The sequence below is a fragment of the Vibrio sp. Evd11 genome (genome assembly GCF_900382755.1).
Taxonomy (GTDB): domain Bacteria; phylum Pseudomonadota; class Gammaproteobacteria; order Enterobacterales; family Vibrionaceae; genus Vibrio; species Vibrio lentus.
The window spans coordinates 1-13,747 of record NZ_OSDX01000031.1; the positions used below are offsets into that span (position 1 = coordinate 1).

A 13,747-nucleotide genomic window follows, 5' to 3' on the forward strand; every position below is an offset into this window, starting at 1 on the left:
GAAAATATTACTTCACGTCATCCCTTATTCCATAAGGGGTTTTCATGATCTTGCCCTGGGTCAAGAGTATGGCGATTCGGACAACTTTGAATATGTTGTCGATTCAAATATTGCCGAGCAGCTTAGTTTTAGCGCGTCAGATCTTTCATCACTAATTGACACTTCGAATGGAAGTACATCAATCGGTTACTTCAACGACCTAGTTTCTATTTCAGCTAGAACTTATACTGGTAATTCCCCAGTAGGTAGTGACGTAGTGAGTAATCCAGGGGTTTAACTTAATTACGATGGCTATAGAGTAGAAGATGGCTTTGGCGTCTCAACCAGTAAGAGCGGTCAAAGTGAGTTAGACGTTACATCAAAAGAATTTATTTCTGTTGATTTTGGAAATAGTGGCGCCGAAATTTTGTCTGCTAATTTAGAATTTGGAAGCGTTTTTGGTAACTACAATGCTAACAGTAGTGCAGATGGTGAAATTAATGTCGTTGCACTAGACGCATCTGGCAATGTCGTTGGGGCATTTAACTTTAATACTGAAAACACTTCAAATTCTGGTAATGAATATACGCTTTCTATAGACGGTAATGGCAACTCTATAGTTAATGTATCTATCCCAGATGGCAACGGCGGATTTGTACCATTTACAGAGTTAAGAGTTTTTACTACCCAAGATGGCTCCGCTAATCCAAATAGAAATTCAAATATTACTTTTAAAGGCGTAGACGTAGTGGACGCCAAAGTAACCGAGACTATTGATTATAAAGCGGAAGACTCTACTGATTTAGAGAGTGCGTCAGCACAGGTAACGATCGTTACGGATTCAATAGTAAAACCGTCACCAGAGGTTACGAGTGTTTCTCGAGATGTTTCTGAAGATTTTGATTCAGTACAAACTGTTTCTGGCAATATAGAGGTTTTATACGCGGATAGTATAGTTTTAGAAGAGCCTTCGGAGAGTTATACATCAGCGGGACAAAATATCACTTGGTCTTCATCAAACGGTGGCCAAACCTTAATTGGTAGTGCGAATGGTCTAGCAGTGATTACTGCCATTATCGATGATGTTGGGAGTTACTCTGTGACTCTCAATGGGCCGGTCGATCATTTAGACGCCAATGTTCCATTAGACGAAATGTCCATTGATATTGGGATCGTTGTAAGTAACGAAACTGGTACTCAAACCGGATCTATTTCTCTAACTATCGATGATGATGTTCCTGTCGCTCAGCCGATTATTAATGACTTACAACCCTCAGCAAAAGCTGGTGCAAACGTGCAGCTTATCTAGGATGTATCCGGCTCTATGGCGTGGGATTCAGTTACGGGTCAAAGCACTATTACGAACGAGTCTAGATTGTCGATTATGCAAGACGCGGCGAAACAGCTGCTTGCTGAATACCAAAGCTTAGGTGTAACACAGGTTCAAATAGTCACGTTTTCAGGCAGTTCAAATGCCCAAGATGGCGCAAGTGGTACAAGCTGGATGTCTGTTACCGAAGCCTTAGATCTTATTAATAATTTGACGGCAGATGGCGCAACTTATTACGACAGTGCTATTGATGCGGCGATGGACCACTGGACTGACGTAGGTAAGGTTGACGGTAACCCATCTAACATTACTTACTTTTTATCTGATGGTGCGCCAAATTCTGGCGGTGCCTTAACAGACTCGGAAAAATCTAGCTGGGAAAGCTTCGTAGAATCTAACGATATTACGGCATTGGCTTACGGAATGGGCGAAGCCGTACCAATAACGGCGCAACAGACAGTGAAATAGGAGCCGTTGTTGTTCCTGATATTACTCAGCTTCCACCAATCATTCTTCAATCGGTTGTTGATCCTATTTCAGGTGAGGTTGTGAACGACGGCAGCAACGGTTCTATTAGTGGTTTTGGAGCTGATGGCGGTTACGTCTCTGAAGTGAAATACGGTGGAACAACAGTTTCTTATGATGGTAGTACAGTATCTGTTTCAGGTTTGGAATCAGGTGTTAGTACTGCGATAGGCGGTAGCGAAATATCGATTTTATCGACAATAGTCATACGTTAGTGTTAGACATGGCTACAGGGTCTTACCAATTCTTCGCTGCTGTTGTTGATAACGATATTTCGTTAGATTTTGATTATGAACTATCCGACTTAGATGGCGATACGAGCAATAGCAGTATGACTTTTAATATCCAAGCTCCAGTGCTCGATGCTAACGATGACGTGACATCAACTATTGAGTTGGTTCCTGTTTTGATTGATGTACTAGCGAATGATTACAACCCACATGCATTGACATCAGCTTTGATTTTATCCAGTGTGGCTTTGGTCAATCCAGCTTTAGGTCAAGTATCAATTGTCGATGGTAAAGTTTTGTTTGTGCCGAACGATAGCGCTAGTGCTGGTGACATAGTGGAAATTTCGTACACAGCTACCGATAAGAATGGTAATAGTGATACAGCTACTATGTCAGTTACGATGACAGGGCACAGCGGAAACATCATATCTGATGGAGTAGGTATCAATGCGGTTTATATGCCTCAAGGGACCGTTTCAAGTAACCATGGCGATGATTGGCAAAATCAGCCAGAACCATCTATAACCGTTAACGGTATTAAAGTAGAACGCGGCCAGCAAAACCCTTCACTGACTGATGCCGCGGATTTGATTGTTACCGGTGGTGATAATGACCATGTAGAAGGTGGTGATTTTGATGACATTATCCATCTTGGCGATAGTGGCAGCAATGCGGCATTCGATTTGCAGGATGCTACAGAGTTCGTTGAACTGGATGTTGACGATATTTACCAAGGGAACAATGAAGACGGTACTCTTGAATCTCCGTACGTGGCGCCAAGTTGGGCTGATGTAGGTCAAGGTGGTGCTGGAAATGATGTGATTTTAGGTGAGTCTGGCATAGATTTGATTTCTGGCGGTTCTGGGAATGACTATCTAGATGGTGGCTCAGAAAATGATTACATTCGTGCCGGTAGCGGTAATGATATTGTTATTGGAGGCTCAGGAGATGATCATTTGAGAGGTGAGGATGGTAATGACATCCTTATTGGTGGCCTTGGAGATGACATTTTAACCGGGGATGACGGTGACGATTTGTTCCAATGGGTTGACCAACCATTCCAAGGCGATGTTGATACCATTACCGACTTTGCTTTGGGTGAAGACCATTTGGATATCTCTCAACTGCTGCCGACTGAGAATAATATGTCAGATCTTTTAGAACACATCGCTATTGAAAAAGTGGATAACGGCGGTGGTGATAAAGATCTGGTGATCACTATCTCTGAAGGTGCCAATAACAGTGGTCAGACACAAACGATTGTACTCGATAATACGGGGAATCAGTTTGACTCTGTGAACGCTCAAGGTGACGGTAGTGTGATAAGCAGTGATTTGAGTAACTTGGTTAATCAACTCTTTGTGAACTTACCAGACCAATAACAAAAAAGGGCCGAAAGGCCCTTTTTTAATACATCTGTTTTGCTATAGAAGCTTGATTCTAAGGCTCTGAAATTAAAGAACCTTACAAGCAAAACCTTTCAAGTAGAAACCTTCTGGGTAAGCTGTATCGATCAAGTGATCGGCAGCTTGCTCAAAGCGTTCAACAAACTTCACTGTTCTGCCTGCATCTAGAGCGGCATCAGCGATGATTTTTTGGAATAAATCAGCACCCATTAAACCAGAGCAAGAGTAGGTGAGTAGTGTTCCGCCCGGCTTAAGGATTTGCATCGCAAGCATGTTAACGTCTTTATAGCCGTTAGCACCTGATGTTAGGTTGTTTTTGCTTGAAACGAACTTTGGTGGATCCATGATAACGACATCAAACTTAGTGCCTTGATCTCGGTATTCACGAAGTAGTTTGAATACGTCTGCGTTTAGGAATACAGCACGCTTTTTCGAGATGTCGAACTCATTCAGTTCAGCGTTGAACTTAGCTGTATCAAGAGCCAGTTGAGATACGTCTGCGTTGATTACACGCTTAGCATCGCCTTTTAGGGCATACAGACCAAAACCACCAGTGTATGAGAAGCAGTTAAGAACATCTTTGCCTTTAACGTACTTCATTGACTCTTTACGGCTGTCACGCTGATCCATGTAGAAGCCCGTTTTATGGCCTTCCATTATGTTCACGCTGATCTTCACACCGTTTTCTTCAATGATCACTGACTTAGGTGGCTCTTCACCATGCAGTACACCGACAGTTTGCTCTAAGCCTTCTTTTTTACGAACCGCTACGTCAGAGCGTTCGTAAATATTGCAATCAGGGAAGCACTCGACTAACGCTTCAACGATAATGCTCTTGTTGAACTCTGCGCCAGCGCTCAGTAGTTGGCAAACTAAGAAGTCTTGGTATTTGTCGATAGTAATACCTGGCAGGCCGTCAGATTCAGCTGCCGTTAAGCGGTATCCTGTCAAACCATCGCGTTCGATAATATCTTCACGCAGTGATTGTGCGTCTTTAAATCTTTTGATGAAAAACGCTTTGTTGATTTCTTCCTTTTCAAATGTCCAAACACGAGCACGAATTTGAGAAGCAGGAGAGTAAGCTGCTTTTGCAAGCCACTGACCATTTTGAGCATATACGTCTACAGTTTCACCTTGTTGTGGCTCGCCTTCAACCTTATCGATACCGCGTGAAAATACCCATGGGTGTTTACGACGTAACGATTTGTCTCGGGCTTTAGCTAGATGAATAGAAGGAGTCATGATTTACTCTGTTGGTTGAAATTTGAAGGAGACGTATTGTCGGGGAAGTCAAATCGAAAAGCAAATAAGAAAGGGCTGCAGAAGCAACCCAAGTATCGATATTTTATGTTCAGATCTTAATGATTATGCTTTCAGACCTGTTAGTAAGCCTTCCATGGAGTCGCTCTGCTTGCGCAGCTGATCGACATTGGAATTACTCTTACTGATCATTTCGCAAATGCTGTCCGATTGGTGACGAATTTCTGCAACGCTCTGCGCAATATTATCAGCAACGACACCTTGCTCTTCAGAGGCGGTCGCGATTTGGGTACTGCTGTCAGATATTGATTGATTCTTCTCAGCTAACGAGCCGATCTCAACGTTCACTTCTGACATCAACGTTTGACCTTCATTCGCATTGTTAACCGTCACTTCCATCAGTTTGGTGAGCGATTGGCTGTTACGTTGTAATGATTCAATCATGCTTTGAATTTCGACGGTAGCTTGTTGGGTACGTCCTGCAAGAGCACGAACTTCGTCAGCAACAACAGCAAAACCACGACCTTGTTCACCAGCTCGAGCAGCTTCGATAGCCGCGTTGAGAGCTAATAGGTTGGTCTGTTCTGAAATCCCATTAATGGTCGCAACCACTTCATCGATCTGTGCGGCGTTGGCATCAAGTTCTTCTACTGCTTGTGAAGCCGACTGGATCTCTTGAGATAAATTGGAGATAGACTCTAGAGTATTAGAAACCTTCAATTGGCCACTCTGTGCAACACCGCGGGCATCCATGGTTTGAGAGCTAGACTCGTGAGCAAGCGTTGCGACTTCACGGATCGTTGCTGCCATTTGTTCTGTAGCACTTGCTAGACTATTCAAGTGTTCCTGTTGATTACCTGAGATGTCTGAGCTTTGTTGTGTTGATTGGTTTAAGTCAGAACTGATCTGCTGCATGAGAGCGACAGACTCCTGAATCGATAGCACCATGTTTTGTTCACGTTCGGCTACCTTATCAATAGTAATTGCGATCTCACTGAATTCATCACGAACGAGGAAGTAGTTCATACGACAGGTGAGATCGCCATTCGCTAACGTGCTTAATGCTTTGTTCATAGAGAACATCGCACCGCCAATGAACGTCATTATGTAATAAACGCCTAACACGATCAGAGATAGAGTAACGGCAATAATCGATACCTGAGTAGTAGATAGAGCTGACCATAAGTTTTGGTCATGGCTTGCGACTAAACTGAAGGCTCCATTCATGACAGAAACAGATCCTGCGCCATATCCTAAAGAGATGGTGTCAGAATTGCTAATGAGTTGAGCGACCTGATCTTTGGTGAGTTGTCCAGCTTCAATCAGCCCTTTCATCAGGAGCAATTCATCCTGATAAAGGTGAGCAAGTAAAGAGTCCGCGGCGCTATCTAAAACTAAAGTCAGTATAACCAGGGCGATAAGAGGTAATAAGAATAGTAGATAGAACTTTTCTTGGATTTTTAGGTGAATGAGATATTTGTCAATCCAACGAAACGGGATTTCTTTCATAATTGTAATACTCGAAGTAAGCCCACCAATAAATGGTGAATGAATAGAATCGCAACTATATCATCCATATAATTTATGAGGCAACGTTATGGAAACTCTGCAGTATATTTTTGTCGTGTCAGGCGTAGTTCAGTGTGTTGGATTTCGTTATCACACCAGTAGGCAGGCGCTGGATTTGGGCATTTCCGGCTATGCAAAGAACCTAAATGATGGTCGAGTTGAAGTGTTAGCGGTCGGAGAGGTGCTGAAACTTGAGAAGTTACACGCTTGGCTTAATCTTGGACCACCGAGCGCAACAGTAGACAATGTCGCCATGCATCAAGTTAAAGATCATGAGCGGCAGGAGGTACGTGTAGGGGAGTTTAAAATACTGTAGGACACTACAGTATTTAACTTTTTACGTTGAGATCAACCTAGCGCTATTTTAGTTCTACAAGCATTTTGCTGGTTTAGGTAAACCGGCGAGTTTGGTTGCTTGTTTTGCGGGGCCTTTCTTGAATAATTTGAACAGGTACTTGCTGTTACCTTTTTCAGGGCCGTGCGCTTTTTCCATCGCTTTTACGAGCATGCGAACGGCTGGAGAGGTCTTGAATTCTTCGTAAAAGCTCCTTACAAAATGTACGACTTCTAAGTGTGCATCAGTAAGTTCAATTTCCTCATCTTGAGCAAGAATTTTAATCATACCTTCTTCCCATTGAGTGTAATCCAACAGATAACCTTGAGCGTCGGTTTCGATTTGCTTGCCGTTATATTCAAACATGTTTAGTCCAGAATCAGTTTAACTCAGTAAATAGGGTACATGACCACGTTTACCTTTCTCAAGAGATATTGTCGTTATCTCTAGGAATATTGCGTCTACAGATACAAAAAAGCCCAAGAGACAGGTTCTTGGGCTCGATTTTGAACGAACTATGATTAGTCGTTGCTGTTCATAATGCCTAAGATGCTTAGTAGGCTGATGAAGATGTTGTAGATCGAAACATATAAGCTGATAGTTGCTGAGATGTAGTTCGTTTCACCGCCACGGATGATGCTTTGCGTTGTTAGCAAGATAACACCAGTCGAGAACAGGATGAACATACCGCTCATTGCCAATGATAGTAGAGGCATCTGTAGGAAGATGTTTGCAACCATACCCACTAGCAGTACAACGAAACCAGCCATCAACATACCGTTAAGGAATGAAAGGTCGCGTTTAGTTGTTAGTGCATAAGCTGATGCTGCCATAAAGGCAAGCGCAGTACCGCCAAGTGCAGTTAGGATGACATCACCCATACCTGCGCCGACATACATGTTTAAGATTGGACCGATCGTGTAGCCTAGGAAACCTGTAAACAGGAACGTAAACACAAGACCCATGCCGTTGTCACGGTTCTTTTCTGTTAGGAATAGTAGGCCGTAAAAACCAACCAGCATGATAATAAGACCAGGACGAGGAAGGTTCATCGCCATAGATACGCCTGCTACAACAGCAGACCAAAGTAGTGTCATAGACAGTAGTGCGTATGTGTTACGCAACACTTTATTGGTTTGCAGAGCATTCTCTTGAGTTGCTGTGCGTGAAAACATAGGGCTGTTCATAATCTTCCTCGTAAGGTGACTTCAATAGTTATTAGTACATTTATGGGGCTGAAAGTTCGAAAAATCAAGTCTTTCATTCCTTCTGTATACTTAAAATAATAATCAAAATAGTCGTTTAAGTGTTTCTCAAGATGTAACAAATTGTTGCTAGCGTTTCATGTTTACAATTTTAAGAAGCTTTAATAACGAAGAGGCGACCGAAGCCGCCTCTGTCTATATCAGTATAGTATCACATTAATGGTGCAAGATTTGACTCAAGAAGTTCTGAGTTCGATCCGATTGTGGGTTCTCGAAGAAATCGACTGGGTTGTTTTCTTCGATAATCTCACCCGCATCCATAAAGATAACGCGGTCAGCAACCTCTTTAGCAAAACCCATCTCGTGCGTTACACACAACATCGTCATGCCTTCTTCTGCAAGTTCGACCATTACATCGAGTACCTCACGTACCATTTCTGGATCGAGCGCTGATGTAGGTTCATCAAACAGCATAACTTGCGGGTTCATACATAAAGAACGAGCAATTGCCACACGTTGTTGTTGACCACCAGACAGTTGGCCTGGGAATTTATCCGCTTGCTCTGGTATTTTTACACGCTCGAGGAATTTCATCGCGATGGCTTCTGCTTCCTCTTTCGGCATCTTCTTCACCCAGATTGGTGCTAAGGTGCAGTTTTCCAATACCGTTAGGTGAGGGAATAAGTTGAAGTGCTGGAAACACATACCGACATCGCGGCGAACGGCTTCAATGTTTTTCAGGTCTTCAGTTAGCTCATTACCTGATACAAATATATGGCCTTTTTGGTGCTCTTCTAGGCGGTTAATACAACGAATCATCGTTGATTTCCCTGAACCTGAAGGGCCACAAATAACGATCTTCTCGCCTTTTTTAACTTCCAAGTTGATGTTTTTAAGAACGTGGAACTCACCGTACCATTTGTTCATGTCCTTTAACTCGATCATAAGACCTTGAGAGTTGTTTTCTGTTTGCTGCGTCATAATACGTCCTTGATCTTGTTAATTATCGTTTGTGACCGGTGTGAAGTTTGTTTTCTAGCCAAATCGAGTATCTCGACATGCCGAAACAAAACACCCAGAACACTAACGCGACAAATACATAACTTTCTGTGGAGAAACCAAGCCATTCAGGGTCGGTATTCGCGGCTTGGCCAATCCCTAGTACATCAAACATACCGATAATCAAAACTAGACTGGTATCTTTGAACAAACCAATAAAGGTGTTCACAATTGAAGGGATTGTGATTTTTAGAGCTTGAGGCAGAATGATAAGCCCGGTTTTTTTCCAATAGCTTAACCCTAGCGCATCAGCCGCTTCGTATTGACCTTTTGGTATTGCTTGTAAACCACCACGGATTACCTCTGCCATGTAAGCCGCACTGAATAGTACAACCCCAACAAGCGCTCTGATCAGCTTATCGGTTTCTGTCCCCTCAGATAGAAAGAGGGGAAGCATTACCGAGGCCATGAATAGAACCGTAATCAGCGGTACACCACGCCAAATCTCGATGTAAACGGTACACATACTTCGGATGATTGGCATTTCTGAACGTCGACCCAGTGCGAGTGCGACACCAATTGGCAGTGATACCACAATACCCACAAGCGCGATGATCAGTGTAACTAGCAATCCACCCCATTTATGTGTATCGACGACTTCTAGTCCGAAGATGCCGCCGTAAAGAAGACCAGCGATCAAGAAAGGGTAGATGTTTACAAAAAATAACCAAATCCAAGTACGCTTTGGTGTTCTTTCGTAGGCTAACAAAGCAACGAATATCGCTAGCGTGATATAGAATAAGCGTGGGCGCCATAGTTCAGCTTCAGGGTAGAAGCCATACATGAACTGATCCCAACGCACGCTAATAAACACCCAACAAGCACCATCACTTGTACAAGCATCTCGTGTCGTTCCTATCCAATCAGCATTAATGAATGCCCAATCTGCTATTGCCCACAATATAGTGAAAGCAAAATAAGCAAGCACCACAGTGACGACACTGTTAACTGGTCCATTAAATAGATTTTTTCTTAACCAACCGACAGGCCCAACGGTATTCGCTGGAGGCGGAAGATCAGGTTGAAATTGATGTGTACTCATCTTATCTCTCCACCAACGCTACTTTGCGGTTGTATATGTTCATTAGAGCGGATGTTAATAGGCTTAGAGTTAGGTAGACGCCCATTGTCATCGCGATTACTTCGATAGCTTGTCCAGTTTGGTTCAATGTTGTCCCTGCAAATACAGATACAAGATCGGGATAACCAATGGCCATCGCAAGTGATGAGTTTTTAGTCAGGTTTAAATACTGACTGGTTAGTGGTGGGATAATAATTCTTAATGCTTGCGGAATAATTACGAGCTTAAGAGTTCTTGTTCGCGGGAGCCCTAGAGACATCGCTGCCTCTGTTTGCCCATGGTTTACCGCGTTGATACCTGAACGCACAATTTCAGCGATGAATGCAGCTGTGTAGATACTTAAAGCAAGCATCAATGCGGCAAGTTCAGGAATGATGCTAATACCACCTTTGAAGTTAAACCCTTTTAAAACAGGGTATTCAGCAGAGATAGGCATGCCCATAACAAAGTAAGTAACCAGTGGTAAACCCACAATGAGTGCTGCGGCAATGCGCACCATCGGTGTTTGCTGACCCGTTAATTTCTGCTTGTTGTTAGCCCAGATGTTGATAACAAACGTAGCGATGATACCGGCAATTAGCGATGCGATAACAATGCTACTGCCTTGCTCCATGACAGGGGCAGGGAAGTACAGACCACGTACATTCAAGAAAATAGCTTCACCCAGGCTCATACTTTGACGAGCGGAAGGTAACGCTTGTAGAACGGCGAAATACCAAAAAAATATTTGTAGAAGAAGAGGGATATTTCGGAATATTTCTATGTAGACCGCCGCAAATCGGCTCACTAGCCAGTTTGAAGAAAGCCTAGCAATACCCATACTAAAGCCCAGTATCGTGGCTAGCATGATGCCTAGCACAGACACTAAAGCGGTATTGAGAAGACCGATAAAGAAAGTACGACCGTATGAGAATGTTTCGTCGTATTCAATGAGAGTTAAGCCGATACCAAAACCAGCTTCTTGGGAGAGAAAATCAAAACCAGTGGCGATACCACGGGAATCTAAGTTAGTGAGTGCATTATTTACGATCGTGTAAAAGAAAGCACAGAGTGCTCCGACAGCGAGAATTTGGAAAATAACTGAGCGAAAAGTGGGGTTGTAAAAAAGGTTGGCACTTTTGGGCTGTGGCTTTGCCTGAGCTGGAGAAATAGTTTCATTAGGTTTCATACTGCTATAACCTCAAATCCATTTAATAAATAGGGCGGAAAAGTCCGCCCTAATTGATGCTTGGAAATTTATTAACGGATAGGTGGAGCGTACATAAAGCCGCCCGCATTCCATAGTGCGTTTACGCCACGAGAGATCTGTAGTGGTGAACCTGTACCAACAGTACGTTCGAAGCTCTCACCGTAGTTACCAACTTGTTTAATTACTTGGTAACCCCAATCGTCACGAATACCTAGACCTTTACCTTTAGGACCGTCAACGCCAAGAATACGCTTGATGTTTGGATCTTTTGACTTAAGCATTTCATCAGCATTCTTAGAAGAGATGCCGTACTCTTCCGCGTTAATCATCGCTGAAAGTGTCCATTTAGCTACGTTGAACCATTTGTCATCATCTTGACGAACAACAGGGCCTAGTGGTTCTTTAGAGATGATTTCAGGAAGTACTTGCGCAGATTTAGGATCGGCTAGGTTCAAGCGAAGTGCATATAGGCCAGATTGGTCAGTTGTAAGAACATCACAACGACCCGCATCAAAACCTTTAGACGTTTGTGCTGCAGTATCAAATACTACTGGCTTGTAAGACATACCACTGTTACGGAAGTAATCAGCTAGGTTAAGTTCAGTCGTTGTACCTGATTGTACACATACTGAAGCGCCATCAAGTTCTTGAGCACTTGTAAGGCCAAGTTCTTTCTTAACCATGAAGCCTTGACCATCGTAGTAGTTAACACCTACGAAGTTCAGACCTAGAGCAGTGTCACGATGTAGTGTCCATGTTGTGTTACGAGATAGTACGTCGATTTCACCCGATTGAAGGGCAGTGAAACGTTCTTTCGCTGTTAAAGGTACATACTTAACTTTAGTCTTGTCACCGAGTACAGCCGCTGCAAGAGCTTGACAATACTCAACATCGATTCCTTCCCATTCACCTTTTGAGTTAGGGTTAGAGAACCCTGGAAGACCTGTACTTACACCACAAGTTAAAAAGCCTTGAGATGTGACTTTGTCCAGAGTGCTTTCTGCCGCTGATGCTGATGTTGCCATCATCGCAGTTGATGCAGCTACTACTGAAGCAAGAAGTGTTAGTTTATTTGTCATTTGTATCCTTCCTTGTTAACCAGGTGACACCTGATACTCGTGCTCATTTGAGTTTTTCTATATGTGTTGTGCTTTTTAAGACCTTGTTACTCAAATCAAACTGGTTGCATTTTGCAAATGAAACTGTGTGCGATTTAAACAACTATTTATAAGGTTAGGAGAGGATCCGTACTTTCACAAATGTATAATTTAAAAAGAATTTTGAATGAAATCACAAATCCGAACACAATTAGAATGACCAAATGTTAACTTAATGTAAATAGTGCAGCGGTTCACACTGTTGGTGCAACGAGATTTAGATTTTTATATTGACAATTGACTAGCTAAATATTCTGAATCAATATCACAATGATGAAACATTAAACTTCAGAAAGATTGAAATTTGGTGAATAAATATTTTTATTGCACTTGGATAGTTATTAATATGCTCCAAATTTGGTAGCATGGCTGAATAGTTATTGAAGTCATCTCAAGGAAGAACATGCGTTATTTCCCAATGTTTTTAGATGTAGAAAATAAGCCGATCTTAGTGGTGGGTGGGGGTGAGGTTGCTTGCCGAAAAGTAGATAGCTTGTTAAGAGCTGGGGCGGATGTCACTTTAGTGTCCCCCAAGGTAGAGCCTTACTTAAAGCAGCTTGTTGATGATAATAAAGTCCATTGGGTTCAAAACTTTTATTCTTCACAACTTATCTCGAAAAACTACTTACAAGTGTGGGCAACCACAGACAACCCAGACCTAAATCATCAAGTACATAATGATGCAAAAAAGTTGGGTATTCTTGTCAATGTGGTCGACGACTTACCCTACTGTGACTTCATCACTCCCTCAATGATAAATCGCGGAAGAATCCAAATTGCGATCTCAAGCGGGGGGGCATCACCTGTTTTGGTGAGAAATATTAGAGAAAAACTCGAAACCGTCTTGCCTCAGAATATTGGTTTGATCGCAGACTTTGGTGCATCAAAACGCAATTCGATTAAAGAGTCCTTTCCTACTGTTGATGAACGCCGCAAATTCTGGGAGCGTTTTTTGTCTTCCAGTTTCATCAATCAAGCCACGGAACGCGAGCAACTTGAAGCTTATTATCAGCAATCTTTGGCGGAACCTGTCGATAATGAAGGGCAAGTGACTTGGATTGAGTTCGAGCAAGATGTAGAACTTCTCTCAATGAAGGCGCTGCGTCTGATGCAAGAAGCAGAATTGGTGCTGTCACCTAAAGAATGCCCATTTGATTACATTGACTTGTGCCGCAGAGACGCCGAGAGAGAGGGTTTCAGCGATAGTGGAGAGTTATCGACAAAGCTTGAGAAGGCAAGGGAAGAGAACTTACGTGTGTGTGTGTTTATTCCACCAGCAAGTGTTGAGTTCAATCTATTAATCGGCAAAGACTTGAAACTGTCTTCCGCTAAAGTTATTAGCTAAGACTAGAACTATCTAGTTCAGTTCGTACTTACCTTACGATCCTTGAATAAAACCTCTAGATAAATAAAAAGCCACTTC

General features: G+C 42.7%; 15 protein-coding genes. 7 read left to right on the forward strand and 8 right to left on the reverse strand.

Going from position 1 to position 13,747, the window contains the following annotated elements:
- The 5 genes from ED652_RS23970 to ED652_RS23990 form a co-directional block, all read left to right on the forward strand.
- Window positions 1-277: hypothetical protein (locus ED652_RS23970; RefSeq protein WP_254051697.1), on the forward strand; the 277-nt coding region annotated here is incomplete at its 5' end.
- 129 nt (window positions 278-406) lie between these two features.
- The gene (locus ED652_RS23975) at window positions 407-1,288 is read left to right on the forward strand and encodes a hypothetical protein (RefSeq protein WP_254051698.1); all 882 of its coding nucleotides are present in this window, start codon (window positions 407-409) and stop codon (window positions 1,286-1,288) included.
- 15 nt (window positions 1,289-1,303) lie between these two features.
- On the forward strand, window positions 1,304-1,777 hold the full coding sequence (locus tag ED652_RS23980; RefSeq protein ID WP_254051699.1) for a vWA domain-containing protein: 474 nt from the start codon (window positions 1,304-1,306) through the stop codon (window positions 1,775-1,777).
- Window positions 1,778-1,857: 80 nt separating this feature from the next.
- The gene (locus tag ED652_RS23985) at window positions 1,858-2,049 is read left to right on the forward strand and encodes a hypothetical protein (protein ID WP_254051700.1); all 192 of its coding nucleotides are present in this window, start codon (window positions 1,858-1,860) and stop codon (window positions 2,047-2,049) included.
- An 8-nt stretch (window positions 2,050-2,057) separates the two neighbouring features.
- Window positions 2,058-3,446 carry a M10 family metallopeptidase C-terminal domain-containing protein gene (locus ED652_RS23990; RefSeq protein WP_254051701.1) on the forward strand — a complete coding sequence of 463 codons (1,389 nt, stop codon included), beginning with the start codon at window positions 2,058-2,060 and terminating at the stop codon, window positions 3,444-3,446.
- A gap of 72 nt (window positions 3,447-3,518) precedes the next feature.
- On the opposite strand, the gene ED652_RS14070 is transcribed toward ED652_RS23990, so the two are convergent.
- Together ED652_RS14070 and ED652_RS14075 are read right to left on the reverse strand one after the other, a co-directional pair.
- Complete coding sequence (locus ED652_RS14070) at window positions 3,519-4,712, reverse strand: class I SAM-dependent methyltransferase (protein WP_017110716.1); 1,194 nt, start codon at window positions 4,710-4,712, stop codon at window positions 3,519-3,521.
- A 123-nt stretch (window positions 4,713-4,835) separates the two neighbouring features.
- Window positions 4,836-6,239, reverse strand: coding sequence for a methyl-accepting chemotaxis protein (locus ED652_RS14075; RefSeq protein WP_122055222.1), 1,404 nt, complete (start codon window positions 6,237-6,239; stop codon window positions 4,836-4,838).
- 88 nt (window positions 6,240-6,327) lie between these two features.
- Between ED652_RS14075 and yccX the strand changes: the two genes are divergently transcribed.
- The gene (yccX, locus tag ED652_RS14080) at window positions 6,328-6,615 is read left to right on the forward strand and encodes an acylphosphatase (protein ID WP_122055223.1); all 288 of its coding nucleotides are present in this window, start codon (window positions 6,328-6,330) and stop codon (window positions 6,613-6,615) included.
- 54 nt (window positions 6,616-6,669) lie between these two features.
- Here the strand turns inward: yccX and ED652_RS14085 are convergent, their stop codons facing one another.
- From ED652_RS14085 to ED652_RS14110, 6 genes are all read right to left on the reverse strand, one after another.
- The gene (locus tag ED652_RS14085) at window positions 6,670-6,999 is read right to left on the reverse strand and encodes a TusE/DsrC/DsvC family sulfur relay protein (protein ID WP_086049486.1); all 330 of its coding nucleotides are present in this window, start codon (window positions 6,997-6,999) and stop codon (window positions 6,670-6,672) included.
- A gap of 155 nt (window positions 7,000-7,154) precedes the next feature.
- Entirely contained in the window at window positions 7,155-7,820 is a 666-nt protein-coding gene (locus tag ED652_RS14090; protein WP_017110713.1) for a Bax inhibitor-1/YccA family protein, read from the reverse strand.
- Between the two features lie 234 nt (window positions 7,821-8,054).
- Window positions 8,055-8,819, reverse strand: a complete 765-nt coding sequence (locus ED652_RS14095; RefSeq protein WP_009846639.1) for an amino acid ABC transporter ATP-binding protein — start codon at window positions 8,817-8,819, stop codon at window positions 8,055-8,057.
- Between the two features lie 22 nt (window positions 8,820-8,841).
- The gene (locus tag ED652_RS14100) at window positions 8,842-9,939 is read right to left on the reverse strand and encodes an amino acid ABC transporter permease (RefSeq protein WP_122055224.1); all 1,098 of its coding nucleotides are present in this window, start codon (window positions 9,937-9,939) and stop codon (window positions 8,842-8,844) included.
- Window position 9,940: 1 nt separating this feature from the next.
- Window positions 9,941-11,146 (reverse strand): amino acid ABC transporter permease, encoded by a 1,206-nt coding sequence (locus ED652_RS14105; protein WP_122055225.1) that lies wholly within the window; start codon window positions 11,144-11,146, stop codon window positions 9,941-9,943.
- 71 nt (window positions 11,147-11,217) lie between these two features.
- Entirely contained in the window at window positions 11,218-12,246 is a 1,029-nt protein-coding gene (locus tag ED652_RS14110) for an amino acid ABC transporter substrate-binding protein (RefSeq protein WP_004733634.1), read from the reverse strand.
- Window positions 12,247-12,727: 481 nt separating this feature from the next.
- Between ED652_RS14110 and ED652_RS14115 the strand changes: the two genes are divergently transcribed.
- Window positions 12,728-13,669, forward strand: a complete 942-nt coding sequence (locus tag ED652_RS14115; protein WP_122055226.1) for a bifunctional precorrin-2 dehydrogenase/sirohydrochlorin ferrochelatase — start codon at window positions 12,728-12,730, stop codon at window positions 13,667-13,669.
- Window positions 13,670-13,747: the final 78 nt, after the last annotated feature.